General features: G+C 57.8%; 12 protein-coding genes. 7 read left to right on the plus strand and 5 right to left on the minus strand.

All coding sequences use genetic code 11. The features are described 5' to 3' along the window. From Pan97_RS02370 to Pan97_RS02380, 3 genes are all read right to left on the minus strand, one after another. Complete coding sequence (locus Pan97_RS02370) at positions 1-1,320, minus strand: DUF1501 domain-containing protein (RefSeq protein WP_144970406.1); 1,320 nt, start codon at positions 1,318-1,320, stop codon at positions 1-3. An 11-nt stretch (positions 1,321-1,331) separates the two neighbouring features. Next, positions 1,332-2,900, minus strand: a complete 1,569-nt coding sequence (locus Pan97_RS02375; protein ID WP_165698578.1) for a DUF1549 and DUF1553 domain-containing protein — start codon at positions 2,898-2,900, stop codon at positions 1,332-1,334. A 188-nt stretch (positions 2,901-3,088) separates the two neighbouring features. Next, positions 3,089-3,763: a hypothetical protein gene (locus Pan97_RS02380; protein WP_144970410.1), complete on the minus strand. Its 675-nt coding sequence runs from the start codon at positions 3,761-3,763 to the stop codon at positions 3,089-3,091. A 315-nt stretch (positions 3,764-4,078) separates the two neighbouring features. On the opposite strand from Pan97_RS02380, the gene Pan97_RS02385 reads away from it, so the two are divergent. The 3 genes from Pan97_RS02385 to Pan97_RS02395 all read left to right on the plus strand — a co-directional run bounded on the left by Pan97_RS02385 (position 4,079) and on the right by Pan97_RS02395 (position 8,503). Then, positions 4,079-5,560, plus strand: coding sequence for a Gfo/Idh/MocA family protein (locus Pan97_RS02385; RefSeq protein ID WP_144970411.1), 1,482 nt, complete (start codon positions 4,079-4,081; stop codon positions 5,558-5,560). 171 nt (positions 5,561-5,731) lie between these two features. Then, the gene (locus tag Pan97_RS02390) at positions 5,732-6,388 is read left to right on the plus strand and encodes an SDR family oxidoreductase (RefSeq protein WP_144970413.1); all 657 of its coding nucleotides are present in this window, start codon (positions 5,732-5,734) and stop codon (positions 6,386-6,388) included. Between the two features lie 291 nt (positions 6,389-6,679). Then, positions 6,680-8,503 carry a hypothetical protein gene (locus Pan97_RS02395; RefSeq protein ID WP_144970415.1) on the plus strand — a complete coding sequence of 608 codons (1,824 nt, stop codon included), beginning with the start codon at positions 6,680-6,682 and terminating at the stop codon, positions 8,501-8,503. A gap of 12 nt (positions 8,504-8,515) precedes the next feature. Here the strand turns inward: Pan97_RS02395 and Pan97_RS02400 are convergent, their stop codons facing one another. Next, complete coding sequence (locus tag Pan97_RS02400; RefSeq protein ID WP_144970417.1) at positions 8,516-10,312, minus strand: ABC-F family ATP-binding cassette domain-containing protein; 1,797 nt, start codon at positions 10,310-10,312, stop codon at positions 8,516-8,518. Between the two features lie 158 nt (positions 10,313-10,470). Between Pan97_RS02400 and Pan97_RS02405 the strand changes: the two genes are divergently transcribed. The 4 genes from Pan97_RS02405 to Pan97_RS02420 all read left to right on the plus strand — a co-directional run bounded on the left by Pan97_RS02405 (position 10,471) and on the right by Pan97_RS02420 (position 14,610). Further along, positions 10,471-12,195 (plus strand): pentapeptide repeat-containing protein, encoded by a 1,725-nt coding sequence (locus Pan97_RS02405; RefSeq protein WP_144970419.1) that lies wholly within the window; start codon positions 10,471-10,473, stop codon positions 12,193-12,195. Between the two features lie 270 nt (positions 12,196-12,465). Continuing rightward, positions 12,466-13,443, plus strand: coding sequence for an HD-GYP domain-containing protein (locus tag Pan97_RS02410; RefSeq protein WP_144970421.1), 978 nt, complete (start codon positions 12,466-12,468; stop codon positions 13,441-13,443). Further along, positions 13,413-13,892: a PilZ domain-containing protein gene (locus tag Pan97_RS02415; RefSeq protein ID WP_144970423.1), complete on the plus strand. Its 480-nt coding sequence runs from the start codon at positions 13,413-13,415 to the stop codon at positions 13,890-13,892. The genes Pan97_RS02410 and Pan97_RS02415 overlap by 31 nt, the downstream gene beginning before the upstream one ends. Positions 13,893-14,022: 130 nt before the next feature. Further along, complete coding sequence (locus Pan97_RS02420; RefSeq protein ID WP_196782257.1) at positions 14,023-14,610, plus strand: phosphonate degradation HD-domain oxygenase; 588 nt, start codon at positions 14,023-14,025, stop codon at positions 14,608-14,610. Here the strand turns inward: Pan97_RS02420 and Pan97_RS02425 are convergent, their stop codons facing one another. Next, complete coding sequence (locus tag Pan97_RS02425; RefSeq protein WP_144970427.1) at positions 14,611-16,560, minus strand: carboxylesterase family protein; 1,950 nt, start codon at positions 16,558-16,560, stop codon at positions 14,611-14,613. Between the last annotated feature and the right edge of the window lie 25 nt (positions 16,561-16,585).

The raw sequence follows: 16,585 nt of genomic DNA on the forward strand, positions 1-16,585 counted from the left end.
TTACGCCAAAACCTGATCGATGGAGTGTCCTTCCGAAATCTTGATAGGACGTGCCTGGGGTGAGAAGTGCTCGGTCGCCGGATCAACACCGACGGCCCGGCAAAGAGTCGCCAGCAGGTCTTGCACCTCCGTCTTCCCTTCGGTGACTTCCTGGCCGGCTTCGTCGGTTTTGCCGTAGGCCTGACCGCCGGCGATGCCTCCCCCGGCGAGAACGCACGTCCATGCATCGGGAAAGTGATCACGTCCCGCCGAGTTGTTGATGCTGGGGGTCCTACCGAATTCACCCATCCAGCAGATGGTGGTCGTTTCCAAAAGGCCGCGCTCCTCGAGTTCCCGCATGAGGGTGCTCCACCCTTGGTCGAGTTCTTTAGAGAGCCGTTCGACGGCCGGGAAGTTGCCTTGGTGGGTATCCCAGCCCAGTCCGTTGCCCCCGAGCGTCACTTCCACGAAAGGAACATCACGTTCGACCAGCCGCCGGGCAATCAGGCAGCCTTGGCCAAAGGTACCTCGGCCGTACGACTCGCGTACCTGGGTCGTCTCTTGCGAAAGATCAAACGCCGAGGCCGCATCGGGGTGCATCATCTTGACGGCCGACTGAAAGATCGTCGCTTGCGCTTCGGCGGCGCCGGAAGGATGCCGGGCAAGGAATTGGTTCTGCTGATCTTTCCACAACGCCAGCCGCGCGTCTTGACGCTTCGTATCGATCCCTGGTGGAAGCGATAGGAAGTCGACCCCCAGGTCGGCCATCGCTTCGGAACCTTCCCCGGGTGGTGTGCCGCGCGCGCCAACGGTTGCCGCCGCATAGCGTGGCCCCAAGAAGCCAGGGCTCAGCGCGCTGCCATTAAGTAGACCACTCGGATTGACGGCGACGTAGCTGGGTAGGGTCGACTGGTTGTGCTCCAGGGCCTTCGATAGGGACGCGCCGATCGACGGATAGTTCAGCGGCCCGCCTGGACGCTGCCCGGTGTGCATCAGGTAAGTGCCACGCAGGTGATCACCTTCCCGGGTACTCATTCCACGCATGATGGCCAGCTTGTCGGCCTGCTTGGCGAGTCCAGCAAAGTGCTCGCTGAAGCGAAGCCCCGGCACATTGGTTTCCGTTTCCTTGAACTCGCCCCCATTGGCATGCCCCGGCTTCATGTCGAAGGTATCGGTCTGGGTGGGACCGCCGGCCATCCACAGCACGATGCAGCTTCGCTTGCGATTGGGATCCGCGCCAGCGGCCGCTGCCAATTGGGGAAGCCACGAACAACTGGCAGCACCCAAGAGGCCTGCGGTCGTTTGCAGGAATCGTCGTCGCGATTGGGGCAAGATGTTCATCGGATGTCCCTTTAATGGTTCAACATGAATTCAGCACTATTGGCCAGCACCCACAGCACGTCCCCCAGGGCCGCCGATTGCTGGTCTGGTTCGGCTTGCTGCAGGAACTCCTGGTATCGCTTCAATTCATCGGGATTGGGTGGGCGACTATAGGCCGCCAGAAACAACACGTTCAGGCGCTGCTCGTCCGTGAGGAAAGGAGCGGACAAAGCCTTGAGCAGCCCACTCGTTTCTGGCGAAGTCGCCGTCGAAACGGGTGGGCCATTCATCACCGCCAGCGCCTGCGGCATGCCGGTATCGAAGAACGTGCGATCCTTACTCGCCGTTCGCAGGCGGGCGACGAATTGATTGCGCAGCCCATCTTGCTGCATGAGAGGAACATCGTTCTTCAGCAGGCCAACCTTTAAGAAGGCATCGTAAAGCTGTTCCGGCGTGAGCGACTTGACCGCCATGCGGGCAAAAAGCTCCGGTGGTGCTTCCGAGTCGGAAACGGCCTCGCTACTGCGGGCATACGTGTCGGTGATGGCGATCGTTTGCAGAAGCAGTCGCAAGTCGAAGCCGCTGCGAATGAAATAGTCGGTCAGCTCATTCAGAAGTTCAGGATGGCTGGGAAGATTTTGCGGAGACATGTCATCCGCCGGATGCACGATACCGCGTCCCATCATGTGCGCCCAGGCCCAGTTCACCGCGCGCCTGGGCATGTAGGGGTTGTCGCGCGAGACCATCCAGATGGCTAACTGCTGACGCCGCGTTCCACCGAACGAGGCATAGTTTGCGCTGCTGCCGGGAAACGCCGGCGGGACGACCTCGTCCGTTTCCGGAATGGTCACCTCCCCCATGTTGCGATCGACGATGTCGAATCGGCCGAGACCGACGATGTTATCGTTGGCTGGCCGTTCCAGTTGCGCGAAGAAGGCCGCCAGTCCCCAGAAGTCGTGCTGCTTCCAGCGATCGAAGGGATGGTCGTGACACTGGGCACATTCCAGCTGCAGCCCCAGGAAGATGCGTGACGTTTCGGAAGCCAGCATCTCCGGCTTCAAGTCTTGCGACGCATAAAAATAGCCAGGACCATCGCTCCCTTGGGTGGCGGTCAGAAACTCTTCCACCAGGCGGTCGTACCGTACGTTCTCGCTGAACTTGCCTCGCAGCCAACGCTGAAGGCCTTGCTCGTTCTGCAGTCGTTGCGGGTCGTCCGATGGCTCGAGCACCAGCGCTCGCCACGTGTTGGCCAGGTGCGTTGGATACGCCGGAGACTTCAGCAGCTGAGCGATCAGTTGCTCTCGTTTGTCCGGAGCATCGTTGTCCAGATAGGCTCGCGTTTGGGCGACGGTTGGGATGTTGCCAACCAGGTCGAGGTAAGCACGGCGGATGAATTCGCCATCGGTGGCCAGCGGAGCGGCGCTGGCTTTTTCGCGGTCGAGCCGGGCTTGCACGAGGGCATCGATCCGTGCGGCCATCGCTTGCATCTTGGCCGTTTCATTGGGCGCATCCGCAAACGTTTCTTGCGCTTCAATAGCTGTAGTCCACGCAAGCAGCGACAACAGAACGCAGCTCGCGGACACATGCGTGATGCGAAGCATGGTTCCGCCTCGAAAACAGATGAGAGAGGGATTAGGTCGACCGGGAGGTAAGTAATACCTCATCCTATGAGAATTCTATCAGGTTCCCTCACGCGAAGTAAGGAAAATGCAGTGATTTACATGGAATAATATACCGCTGGAAAAGGGTGCCGATGTAAGAGGATCGGCACCCACGGTTTTTGCCAGGCCTACTTCTTTTCACGAGCTTTGGCTTCGGCGGCTGTGGCCGTACGACCTTTGACAGCCTCGACTTCCTGCGCCTGACCCCAGAAGTAAAGCATGATCCCCAGGAGCAAGCCGAGCAAGCTAGCGGACAACACCGCGAACGGACTTTGGGTAAAGGTCGAGTTTTGGGCAGCGGCCTGGGTCGTCAGCACCAAGCCAATCAAGCTGATGACGAAGCTAAGCACGTCCGAGAGGATCTCGCGAAGGCTGAAGCCCAGATGGGCAAAGACGACCAGCTTACCGATCACCAGTTGTAAAGCGAAGCCGATGACGCCTGAGAGCATCAGCGCGAACGCCAGCCAGTGAAACGCCGGGAACTCAAGCGCCTCGGCAACCATATAAATCGGCGTCAGGATCCCGGCGCTGGTATCTTTGGCCGTTGCCGAGTCATCGACTTCTTTGGCGATACCTTTCAATTGTTCCGGCAACTCGCCGGCTGGTTCATTCACCTCTTCCGGCTTTGCCAGCTCTTCTTTGTCATCGGTTGCGGCGGCTGCTTCCGCATCCGGCGTGCCTGCTTCGACGGTTGCGGCTTCTTCAACCGATACCGGAGCTTCCGCGTCTTGCGCCCAGGCAGGCGACGTGGCGACGCAAAAGACGAGCGTAATTAACATGATCGGCGCAATAAGACGTGACATGGTTTCTACCTCCGCTTAACAAAATGCTGCAATGACGAGAAACGCCGCACACGCGCATTCTATCCCTTGCAAAGTGTGATTCATCTCTGAACTCAGGTGGGTATTCGACAATTTCACCGGAATCTTGGCGAAAACTAACTGAATCGTGATGGACGAATGCAGACGGCATTACGAAGCGAAGTTGCCTTGAAGCGAGATAAGCTTGCGCAAATAGGATATTGCGTTTACGTGGCTGGCTTGGTTTTATAGTAGGTGCGACCTGCCTCGCCAGAATCCACTCTTATTCCTGCCCAACGAAGATGGAGACCATCGCTCATGAGTCCTACCGATGCTACGCGTCGAACCTTTCTTAGGTCCACCGCCGCCGGCGTTGCCGCCACATCGCTGGCAATGCATGCCCAAAAGTCACCAGCCGCCGATGCCAATTCCAAACTGCGAATTGGTTTCGTGGGTGTGGGTGGACGCGGTTTTGGTGCCCACGTGAAAAGCCTTTCCAAGATCGCAAGCGAAGGGGCCAACATCGAACTGGTTGCCGTCTGCGACGTCTACGACAACAACCGCAATCGCGCCGCCGATTACATCGAAAAGGAAAACGGCGGCAAGGTTGCCCGCTACGTCGACTTCCGTGAGATGTACGCCAAGGAAAACCTCGATGCCGTCAGCATCGGTACGCCAGACCATTGGCACGCCATTCAAGCCATCGAGGCGATGAAAGGCGACATGCATGTCTACTGCGAAAAGCCCATGGTCAAACAGGTCGAAGACGCCATCGAATTGGTCAGCGTCTGGAAAGATACCGGCAAGGTGATGCAAGTCGGCGTGCAGGGAACGAGCCTGCCGGTTTGGGATGCCGCACGCGAGAAGATCGACGAAGGTCTGCTCGGCAAAGTGCTCATGTATCAGACCGAATACTTCCGCAACTCCGATATCGGTCAGTGGCGGTACTACAAGTTATCCAAAGACATGACCCCCAAAACGATCGACTGGAAGCGCTTCCTCGGCGTCGAAGAAGGTCTGGCCGAAGACCAGCCGTTCGACCGAGCCGTGTTCGCCCAGTGGCGGCGCTTCTGGGAGTTCGGCAGCGGTATGTTCACCGACTTGTTCGTGCACCGCACCACGCAAATGATGAAGGCCACCGGGCTGCGTTACCCAGCACGCATTACCGGCAGCGGTGGTTTGTATCTGGAATACGACGGCCGCCAGGTGCCGGACGTGGCGACCGTGGTTGCCGAGTTCAACGAAGGTTGCCAAGGCCTGGTCACCGCGACGATGGCTGCTTCCGAAACGCCGGTGCAGCAGTTGATCCGTGGTCACTACGGTTCGATCGTATTCGAGAACCCGAATGCTTCCGAGTTCACCTTCGTACCGGAACGTCCCCAGGTAACGCACATCAGCCCGAATGACTTGCCGTACGAACGGCAGATCATCAAGACCGAAAAAGAAGCACCAAAGGATCAAACCAAGGCGCACTTCGAGAACTGGATTGCCGCGATCGAAAACAATACGCCGCAGTCGTGCAACAACCCGCCAGATTTGGGTGCGGCCGCGATCGTGCTGGTGAACCTGGGGGCTCGCAGCTACCGCGAAGGGAAGATCTATCGCTTCGACGACGAAACGATGACCATCAGCGAGGCGGATGGATCGTGGTCGAAGAAGTGGGAACAGGTTTCCAAAGAGCGCGGCAAGCCAGAGCACGTGCCGGGCTGGAAAGCGGGCGACAAGGGCTCGACGATCAACGATCCCGATCACCAGCGCCTGGAAGGCCCCTGGATCGACGGTAAAGATCCCGCTGCCTGATAGCTAAAGTATCGCCAAATAGGAATCAGAAACGGCACCTCCCACGAGGTGCCGTTTTTCATGCGCGGGTATTAACGTGCTGTTATGCGCTTTACCATGGAAAGCATCGCGTAGAAACACTCGATAGAGGCACTGGAATTTGCATCAAGCTTGAGAGCAGAAGGAGAAAGCATGAGCCACGTTTTCATCATCGGTTCAACCGGCGGTGTCGGGTCGCGCCTGGTGACTAAACTGATTCAAGCAGGGCACACGGTGACTGGTTTGCATCGAAAGCCTGAGCAAGCCGAAACCCTTAAGGCCTCCGGAGCCCAGGCACATCTCGGCGACATCATCGACATGACGGTCGAGGACCTCACGGCGGCGACGAAGGACTGTGACGTGGTCGTCTTCTCCGCCGGCGCTGCCGGAAGCGGGCCTGAACGTACCACGGCAATCGATGGAGGGGGCGTCATTAAGATGATGGATGCCGCCCAGGCCAATGGGATCAAGCGTGTGTATCTGGTGTCAGCATTTCCCGACGCCAGGCGAGATGCCGAGCGGAAGGAAGGCTTCGAGCACTACATCCGCACCAAGCGCATGGCCGACAACGCCTTGGCCGCGACCGACCTGGATTGGGTTATCTTACGCCCGGCGACGCTCGTGACTGAAGAAGGGAACGGCAAGGTTAAAGCTGGACTCGCCATCCCTTATGGAACGGTGGCCCGGGGAAATGTGGCCGCTTTTCTGGCAGCCTTGATCGAGCGACCGGAGATTCGCCGCGAGATCATTGAATTGACCGATGGCGAGGTGCCGGTGAAAGAGGCGGTAGCTGCGCTGGTACGCAGCTAATCGCCTCGAAGACGAATCCTACTTCAAATCGATGTCAATCTGATTCGCTCGTCAGAGCCCGTCCTTGTAAGGCCTGCTGGTGACGGATGCTTCATTCATACCCCTTCACGCCACGTAGGCCCAATGGAGCAATACTTGCCAGAGATTTGCCTCGCAGGATAGTATCCTTATATCGAGCTTGCAAGCATCTTTGGTTTTCAGCCAGACGTGGACCATAAGGAATAGGAACTCATTACCTCGACGCCGACATGGACGTTGTTGCATCTGGGCTTGGGATGGCTCGTTTCGGCCGTGGGAAGGCATCTTCCGCTGCTGGTAGGACTGCCGCTGGTCTTGGGGCTGTTGCTGGGTCTGGAGGTTTGGTCCCCTTATTTCTTCGGTGAGGATGACAATTTTCACCAATTTCTGCCGGTCATTCTCGACTCGATTCATCAGGTCGAAGCAGGGGATTTTCCCGCGATGAACCCGCATCAGTCGATGGGGATGCCGGTGTTTGCGGCCGGGACCTATTCGATCTCATACCCCGGCATTTATCTGGCGTACTGGCTTGCGATCTTGTGTGGATCGCAGCAGTATTTCATGGAAGTCTACGCCATCCTACATATCGTGGCTGGGTATGTGGTGACGTACGGTCTGCTTCGGCGTTTGAAAGTGGAAGGGGTGATCGCCGCATGTACTGCTGCGTCTTTTGTTTTGGGTGCGTACGTCATCTTCATGGGAAGAGCGTGGTACTACACCTACCCGACACTCGTGTTCTTGCCGCTGATTGCCTGGGCAACCCACGACCTTGTCGCTCGACCGGCAACGCTCCGTCGGATTATCTGGTGGGGAGTGCTGTGTGGAGTCTACTTTCATGCCGGCAATGCCCAGTTGTGGGTCTACACGATGTTCTTTTGCGGCTTGATGTTCCTGATCAAGGTTGTCAGCAGTAAAGTCTGGATGCAGAAGTGGATTGCGTTGGCCCTGGCCAGCCTGGTGGCACTGGTCATCGCTTCCCCTTTGCTGGTCGCCCAATACCAACTGGTAGCCAACGTCGATCGAGACGGCTCGTCCTTTGCCAGCATGCAGGACTGCTTTCTAAACTACCTGCTTTGGACCTCGGGCGGATACGCCGCTTACACCGGTAGTTTCCTGTTTGGTACCGCGCTCTTGTCGATCGCGTTGCGAAGATGGGATGCGTGGTGTGTGCTGGGGATCGTGGCGATCCTGTCATCGCTGGGGAAGCCGGGGGGCATCTGGTTCATCATGGCCGACTCGCCGGTCTTCGAGAAGTTTCAGCATCCATTCAAGTTCGTCCTCTTCGCAACGTTCTTCATGTTGGTACGTGGAGCCATCTATGTCGATTGGACCCGAGTGCTCCGGCTTTCGGCCGTGCTGAATCTCATTCTGCTGGTGGCTTTCACCTGGAACCGGGGGGCAGATCACGCGAGCGATATGCCGTATGCGCCACTTTCTGCGGCTAGTGACCAACTGCTTGGCAGCGACCGAATCTACAGCTTTGCCTCGTCGCGGCTTCTAGGTGAGAAGTATGCCCAATCGATGACGAACAATTTTGCCTTGTATTACGGGAAGAACTCGATCTCGAGTTACTCGGACGGGCTCACCTATGAACTCAGCGAACAGATTCGGCAGCGAGAGCACATCCAGGCGCACCCACGGGAGGCCTTGCAAGCGTACGGGTGTCGCTGGATCATCGTGCATCAGTCATTCGAGATCGTCCGAGCCAATCCCCAGGCTCATGCGTTCGCGTGGTCGGCCGTCCAGACGCAGGTGCCCATTTTTGAATCGCTGCAGCCTTATTTGATCGAGCGACATCGCGAACCGCACCAGGTGATCTACGAGCTTCCCGATGCCGCCGCGCTGGCGTTTCCGCAGGGAGTTCCCGTGCAACCGCTACCGATGGAGGTCAACGGCTCTTGGATGCGAGTAGAACTCGAAGGCCTTCGCCCAGAGCAAAACAAGATCATCGTCAACTTCTTGATGCGCCCCGGCTACGCAGCCACCCAGGGCGCAAAGACGCTGCCCATTGAAGCCGACCAGTGGGGGCGAATGCAGGTAACGCTTGATGATCACGAGGAGGACCTGGTGATCACCTACTGGCCGATTCACTGGTAAGTCTCAGCGGGACTAACCTTCCTCAAAGTCTTCCAACTGTTCCTGGTACTTGAGCCATTTTCCTTCGAGTTCCGCGATTTCGTCGGCGACGGCGGTGAACTTCTCGTGGATCTTCTGGGCTTCGACCGGGTCGGTAATTTCCATCAACTTCCGGTTAAGGGCCTTTCGTTCGTCGTCGAGCTTGGCGATCTTGGTTTCCAGCTTGTTGACTTCCTTGCGAGCTGCTCGGGCCTCTTTGTTTCGCTGCTTGCGTTCTTCCTTGGCCAGGTCGGCGTCGCGCCCTTCGCCCGAGATGGTCGCGGCGACCTGGTTGCCATCTTCCTGCTCGATTTCCTGGCTCAATCGATAGAGGTAATGCTCGTAGTCGCTGGGGATGTGGGTCACCTTGCCGCCGCTCACTTCGATGATCTGCGTGGCGATGCGACGAACGAAGTAACGATCGTGGCTGGTGAAGATCACCGTGCCGTTATAGTCGTCCAAAGCTTCGCACAGCGAGTCGACCGTTTCCACGTCTAAGTGGTTGCCGGGTTCGTCGAGAATCAAAATGTTGTACTTGCCCAGCAGCAGACCAGCCAGGCAAAGTCGGGCACGTTCACCACCGCTGAGGACTTTGACCTTCTTCTGCACGTCGTCGCCGCGGAAGAGAAAACTACCGGCGACGGCAAGTACCTGTTGGTGGTTGATCGACGGATCGCGGACACCCAGTAAATAGTCTTCGACGGTGTCGTTGGCCGGCAGCGTCGAGTAAACGTGCTGGGCGTAGATTCCGATGTCGGTGTTGTGTCCCCATTTTACTTCGCCTGACTTGGGGGCCAGCGAGCCGACCAACGTCCGCAGAAAGGTCGTTTTACCTTGGCCGTTGTCACCCACGACCGCCGCTCGGGCGCCATGTTCGATGTCGAGCGTGATTCCATCGGCGACGTCGCGATCGGGATAGCCAATCGTCAGCCCTTCGCAGCGGACCGCCGTTCCCTTTTTGACGTCGACCTGCGGCACGCGAATGTAGGCACTCGCTTCGTCCTCTTCGATCTCGATGTATTCCAGCCGGTTCAGCTGCTTTTGCTTGTTTTTGGCCTGGGCGGCCGTGTTGGCACCGGCCCGGTTCTTGTCGATAAAACGCTGCAACTGCTTGGCCTTGGCCTTGGTGGCGGCGTTGACTCGCTCGTCGTGCAGTTTGCGCTCGTCGCGGTACTCGATGTAGTCTTCGATGCTGCCCGGATAGAGGGTCAGTTTGCCGCGAGACAGCTCCAGCGTTTCATTACAGGTTTGCTTCAGGAAGCCCCGGTCGTGCGACACGATCAGGTAGCCGCCTTTGTAGCTTTTGAGGAACCGCTCGAGCAGCATCTGGGTACGAATGTCGAGAAAGTTCGTCGGTTCGTCCAGAATCAAGAACGTCGGATCGTGCAGCAGCAGGGCCGTCAATTTGACGCGCGTTTGCCATCCGCCGGATAGGTTATGCACCGGGGCATCGAGCATGGCCCCTTTGATTTCGAAGCGAGCAGCCACTTCGCCACACTTCCAGTCAGGCTGATCGCTGTCGCGCATCAGAAACCCAACAACCGTTTCCCCTTCCAGAAAGGGATCGTGCTGGCGGAGGTATCCCAGCCGCGTCTTGGGATGCAGAACTACTTCCCCTTTTTCGAGTTCTTCGTCCCCGAGGATGGCTCGGCAAAGAGTCGACTTTCCCGCACCGTTACGCCCCACCAGGCCTACCTTGTGGTCGTCGGTGATGGCAGCGCTGGCGCCATCGAGAAGCACTTTGTGACCGAATCGCTTCGTCGCGTTCTGGATATTAATAACGGGGGGCACGGTTGCAGTTTATCGTTTTAAAGTGGGTTTCAAGCAAGTCGTAACATGATCTTCATACAGTGCGACTACCGAATCTTGCGCGATGGCCGTATCCTGGTGAATCCCAAGATATCAACACCTTAGTGGGGGCTTAAAGCCCGTTATTAGCCATCGCTCTGATGAACAAGTCGCAACCAACGGTAATTGTTGCGGAATCCGCTTCCGCGTCCAAGACGGCTTACAACGAAGGCAAGCTGACGCCTGCGACGTTGGCCGATCTGCGGGGGAAGCATCCCAATTTCACCGGGGATTGGGTGCACCTGGTTCATTTCGAAACGGCGCTGCGTAAGCCGAAGACCGACCCCAACCGCTTTAAGGCCTGGAACCGCTGGCGGCACGACTCTTTGGAAGGGACACAGCCCCAGGATAAGGTGGTTCACCTCGAAGGAGTTACGCTGAGAAGCGTCGATCTGCGGGGCATCCACCTGGAGGGGGCCGTGCTGCGGGACGCGACCATCGCGGCCAGCGATTTCCGCGGTGCTCGCCTGGCCGGAGCGGTCCTCCAGGAAACGAATCTGTCGTTCTGCGACTTTGCGGAAGCCGACATGACCGGCATCCAGCTGCAAGATTCCAATCTCGACCATGCGAACCTGCGATCGGTCACGTTGGACAACGCGAACCTGGAGGGAGCGGTTCTCACCTCGGCCAACGTCAACGAGGCCCAGTGTCACGAAGCGTCGTTCGAGCGAGCCAAGCTGACTGGTGCCAATTTTACCAAGGCCGATGCCGCCGGAGCCAGTTTTCGTCGAGCCAACCTGGCCGATGTCATCTTCGAGGAGACTTGTCTCGACCGAGCCAGGTTGAGCGAGGCCGACCTCAATTATGCGAACCTGCAGAACGCGAGTCTCAAGAAAGCGGAATTCCAGCGCGCCAATCTGTACGGCGCGACGGCTCACGGAGCGGACTGCGAAGGGGCCGATTTCACCGCGGCCATTTTGCGACAAGCGAACCTGGGCAATTGCAATTTACGCGGAACGCAGGGCCTGCTGCTGGATCAAACGTTCGTCAGCGGCGGAGAATTCGACGCCAAGGCCGGAGATCCCTGGACTAAGTTGCTGCAGCACTACACCTGGAAGAAGCTGGCGGTTATATCGCTCGTTTTCAGTATCTTGTTCATCCCGTATTTCCTGGGCAGCTATTTCAAACCGCCCAAGCAGCTGATCGAACGACCGGTCCCGAAGCGCGTCGAAGAGATCTCGGAAAACTTCTTCAAGGTCCCGCATACCGACTACGAAATCGATGAGTTCCTGCGGTTTCGACACGACAACTACTACGCACCGTTGGTCAGCAACCTGAATAGCCCTTCTACCTGGGTCTATCTGGCGCTGGGGGGTGTCGACGGGATCCTCTTCACGGTCACCGTCGTCGCGATCATTGTTTGCTTGTTGCAGCGGATTGCTTTGACTCGGAGCGTTCACAAGCTGCACGCGGCCAACGTCATGTTTCGCCGGACGCCCAAGCTGGAAGAATACATGGGACCTTACAGTCCCATCGGCGAAGAGCCCTGCGGATGGCCGTACGCTTTGATGAAGTGGCTGCAAGGCCATTTCGTCGAGGTTAATGCTCAGAACGGTCAGCAGCAGTTGACCGTGCGCCCCTTTCGCTGGCTGCGGCTGCCCAGTTGGTGGCTTGAAGGTATGCAGGCCATCCGGCCGCTGTGGAAGGTGACCCCCAACATCTTCAAACGCACTCCACCCCCCTCGTGGATCGATACGCTCGGCCTCACTCGGATGGATCGTATGAATCAATCCATGACGTGGGGCATTCTGGTGATCGTGTTGTTCATGCTTTGCCGCGTTGCCATCGAGCTAATTCTCGGCAACCAGCTAACGCTCGGCGGATAAGTTTCTCGTGCGTCAAACGTGCAGAAGCCATCGTTGTCGCGACGGCTATCTCAACCGACGTTGTGGTCATCGGATGGTCACTTAACCGATACGACCGTTACGATCCGGCAGGTTAAGCCCGGCCTGGAGGTGGGTTTCCCGCAAGCCCTCGGGTAATCGACGCCCAGAGCTCAGACTTTGTGCCGTTGTGACCTAGTCTTGAGGAGTATCGAACTACCAAACGCAACGTGTCTTTTCTCCGATACGACGCCTAAGGATCAGTCCCGAATCATGGCCTCCTCTTCAACCATCGCGACGCAATGCCTCGGCTACACGCCGATACCGGTGGCGTTGTTGACTGCGGAAGAGGTGCCTGCCGTAGATCTTTACCGCAAAGATGCAGAGACCGGTCGACTGCGGTTATATCGCGCGGCGAATCTGCCGATGCTGCCGGAAGACCTTCAGCGGCTGAACGAGACCAACATCAATTGGCTTTACGCTACCGACATCGATCACGGTCAGATGCAGCGGTTCATTCGCCGCAAGCTCGACTTCATGATTCGAGATGAAACCCTTTCGCTGCGAGATCGGTTCGGACGACTGAACCTGGTGGTGGAAGGGCTGCTCGCGTCGGCGTTCGAGTCGAACGATACCGACGACGTCATACGGAGCGCCGGCAGTATTTCCGCGATGGCCGTCCGGCTGCTTTGCCGCGACGACATGACCGCTGGCGATTTGATTTCGCTTTTGCATCACGACTACCAAACGGTCACTCACTCGCTGAATGTCGCTTACATGATGGTGGCCCTGGCACGCGATCTGCGACTGGTCGGTAACGACCAGCTGCCAGCGGTGGCTGTCGCCGGTATTCTGCACGACATCGGCAAGCTGTCGGTAAGCGAACGCATTCTGACTAAGAACGACCGACTCCAACGCCGCGAACAACGCATCGCACAAAAGCACCCGGCTCTCGGCTTCCGCCGATTGGGCAAGCGAACCGATATCTCCTTTGCTCAGTTGATGGTCGTCTATCAGCATCACGAGCGTACCAGCGGCAAAGGCTATCCGGTCGGTGCCGTCGGCGACGAAATTCACCCGTGGGCACGCCTGTGCAGCGTGGTCAATGTATTTGAGTCGCTTATCAGTAATCGCCCGTATCGCGGTCGTTATTCGTTGACCGAAGCGTTATCCATGATGGATCAGCACCTATCGGATGGCTTGGATCAGGAAATGTATCAATGCTGGAAACAGTCTATTCGCAAAAAATGAAGTTGCTGTTGGACCGGCTGCGCTGTCGGATTCAATTGCCTGATCAATTTGCGGACCTGGAAAACCGCCGCGGGGTGCTCCCTGCGCAGGCACTCGACATGCGACGTTCCGTGCGCTTGTACTGTCCAGGTAAACTGCTGATTGAATCGTTCGCGTCGTTGCCGTCGGTACCTCGGAACCATCAATACGTCGTAGGTTACTCGGTCGACATTTCCTCGACCGGCATCCGTTTTCTGCACGATACCGAACTCTATCCTGGCGAACAGGTCACTCTTTGGACTTCCGCTCAGCAACTGACATGCACCGTCATCCGCTGCCGCCGCCTGAATGAGCTTTGCTTCGAAATCGGCGCATCGTTCACGGACGAAGATCCAAACGCCGAAAGCCCGCAAGACGTCGAGAATCCCGAGCACGATCGCGGCCATCAGGGCGAAGACTTTTTGAATTGATCTCCTGGCTGAGGATCTCGCCACCTACTCGACCTTGCTGATATGGTCCACACTATTGTTGACCTGCAGTCACAATGCGGGTATGCATAAGACTCACCGTCGGTCTTATTGCACGAGAAGGAAGAGCAACGTGAATCTGCCAGGCCGTTGGAAGCAAGACGATTCCCAGGACGTGGTGGCTGAGATTATCGAACTCTTTCGTGACCGGGGCGACTCCGGCTACGGACACGAGGCGGTCACCCAATTGCAGCACGCGCTGCAAGCGGCGACGCTGGCCCTGGAAAGCAATGCCACGTCCCAGTTGATCGCGGCCTCGCTGCTGCACGACATCGGCCATCTGCTGCACGATTTGCCTGACGACGCGCCCGATCAGGGGATCGACGACCATCATGAGAACGTCGGCTTTCACTTCCTCAAGACGCACTTCGGCCCGGCAACCTACGAGCCGGTGCGGATGCATGTCGATGCCAAACGCTACTTGTGCGCTGCCCGGCCGGGATATCAGGAAACGTTGAGCGAGCCTTCACAGGTCAGCTTACGACTCCAAGGCGGGCCCATGAACCCGGCGGAAGTCACCCAGTTCGAGAGCAATCCGCACTACCACGCGGCGATCGAACTTCGGATCTGGGACGACACGGCCAAGGATCCGGATAAGACGACGCCCCCGCTGGAAGCATTCGAGCCGCATCTTCGCCGCGCGCTGGCGGCCAATGCTTGATTACGGCTGCCAGGCTTCGTCGAAGAAGTCGGCGGCAACCACTTTGCCGGGGGACGAACCGTCGGGATCTTGGCGAATGTCAATGAAAGCCCAGTCCGGCAGCTTGGGGTTTTGCAGGCTGTTGGTACGATCGTGATCCTCGCGGAACGTCGGGCCACTGTTGATCACCAGGTACTTCTTGGGGTTTAACGGATTCGGGTAGATCATCAGTGGGACGTGATTGGCCGCGTCGACCTGGTGACTGCCGAGCGAGATTTCCTTTTCGTCCCATGCCAGCGGCAACTGGCCAATCGTCTTCTTGAGGATCGAATTGCTCTCCGGCGTACCCCAGCAGATCAAGTTGTACTTCTGGATATCGGCATCCGTCACCTCCTTATCGAGCTTGGTCCGCAGCTTGCCGCGAAACAAGGCCTGCCAGCGATTGGCCAGGTGCTTCGATTCGAAGTCGACCCAGCGCTGCACGTTGGCGTTGGACGACTTGCCGGAAGGAAGCACGACCAGAAACGGCGTCATCAACGCATCGTCGATCGGTCCTTGCAGGCCTGGGATCTTATGCAGCTTGTCGGTCGATGCCGCCTGATCGGTGACTTCCCACTGGTTGCCGCTTTTGGCCAGGATGATCGACTTGGCGGGCTTGTCTCCTTCGTTCACGGCGAGCTTCTGCCCGTCGATCTCCAAGTTGAACGGCTTTGCCTTGTCGAGATCGATCTTCATCTTGGCGACGTTCCGTGTGACGACGAAGAGTTCGTTGTCCGCCTTCCACAGGGCACCGACTCGGCTGTCTTCCCAGTGCCGCGTCAGTTCCAGCAGCTCGACCCAGTGCATCTTGCCGTAACGTAGGGTCGGCGTCTGGATGGTGACGTTCAGCGGGTATTCCGCTTGCCCTTCCTCCCGAGCCGCTTTGATCATCGCCAGGATTTGCTCCAGCGTTTCCGGGGCGTACTTGTGCCCCATCTTCGGGCCGATCAGGTGAGTGAGCGTTTGGCCTTCTTTCTCAAAGGCTTCTTCCATCACCCGGGCGGCTTGGATTTGTTTGTCGTTTTCGCCGCTGTACGCAACGACCGGAAGATTAAAAAGGTTCGTTGTGTAGCTGGGAACGTCGTAAACCTGCCACAAGATTTGCTCGTACTTGGGCGGGTAGTCTTCCTTCTTCAAGTTCTGATAGCGGGCCGTTTCCGCGAAGCCAGCTCCCGGGCTCATCGCAACGAAGTTCTCGGCATAGTGAGCACCGATGTGCCAGCAGCCTGCGCCACCCATCGAGAAGCCCATCAGGACGATCCGCTTGTCGTCGATGTTGTACTCTTTCTTCACGGCGGCAATCGCGTCGAGCACGTCGACTTCGCCGGCCGACTTGAAGCCGATGCACTGACGGCCGAACGGATGCAGGACGATGGCGTCGTCCGGCGTGATCTGGCCAGCCTTGGTCGAGCGTTCGTGAATGAAATGCAGGTCGGTGGCCTTGTCGCCGCGGCCATGCAGCCAGACGTAAAGCGGCTGCGGCTGGGAAAGGTCCAGGCCTTCCGGAATCACCAGGCCGTATGGCTGTGAACTACCGTCGATGCTGCTGGTGTACCCGCGAACGACCAGCCCTTTTTGTTCCTTCCAGGGAGCGTTGTTTTTGGCGAGGCTCTCGGCTCGATTGCGAGCCATCGTCAGGCAGGCTTGGGCCTTCTTGACGTCTCCTTCGCCATAGAACTCGCCATGCTCGATGGCGAACTCGACCGCCTTGCGATAGACGTCGACGTCGGCAAACAGCGGGTTCTCTTTCACCTCGGTCGAGAACTTCTCGACCTCGGCGATCCGAGCTTCCAGGTTCTTCTTGGTTGGCTCCGGCAACGTGTAGTCGCTCTTGGCCGGCAAACGGCGGGCGATCGGTTTGATGGCATCTTGGGCCAAGGCCGAAGCCGTGAACAGACCGATGAAAAAGAGGCAAAACAAAGTGCGATTCATGGCAGGTTGGCTCGCAAGGAACGAG

Origin of the sequence: Bremerella volcania (assembly GCF_007748115.1) — a bacterium.
Taxonomy (GTDB): Bacteria; Planctomycetota; Planctomycetia; order Pirellulales; family Pirellulaceae; genus Bremerella; species Bremerella volcania.

Excerpts from the sequence above, each read along its gene's own strand:
- Pan97_RS02370 (WP_144970406.1), bottom strand. The coding sequence starts at position 1,320 with ATGAACATCTTGCCCCAATCGCGACGACGATTCCTGCAAACGACCGCA.
- Pan97_RS02375 (WP_165698578.1), bottom strand. The coding sequence starts at position 2,900 with ATGCTTCGCATCACGCATGTGTCCGCGAGCTGCGTTCTGTTGTCGCTG.
- Pan97_RS02380 (WP_144970410.1), bottom strand. The coding sequence starts at position 3,763 with ATGTCACGTCTTATTGCGCCGATCATGTTAATTACGCTCGTCTTTTGC.
- Pan97_RS02385 (WP_144970411.1), top strand. The coding sequence starts at position 4,079 with ATGAGTCCTACCGATGCTACGCGTCGAACCTTTCTTAGGTCCACCGCC.
- Pan97_RS02390 (WP_144970413.1), top strand. The coding sequence starts at position 5,732 with ATGAGCCACGTTTTCATCATCGGTTCAACCGGCGGTGTCGGGTCGCGC.
- Pan97_RS02405 (WP_144970419.1), top strand. The coding sequence starts at position 10,471 with ATGAACAAGTCGCAACCAACGGTAATTGTTGCGGAATCCGCTTCCGCG.
- Pan97_RS02410 (WP_144970421.1), top strand. The coding sequence starts at position 12,466 with ATGGCCTCCTCTTCAACCATCGCGACGCAATGCCTCGGCTACACGCCG.
- Pan97_RS02415 (WP_144970423.1), top strand. The coding sequence starts at position 13,413 with ATGCTGGAAACAGTCTATTCGCAAAAAATGAAGTTGCTGTTGGACCGG.
- Pan97_RS02425 (WP_144970427.1), bottom strand. The coding sequence starts at position 16,560 with ATGAATCGCACTTTGTTTTGCCTCTTTTTCATCGGTCTGTTCACGGCT.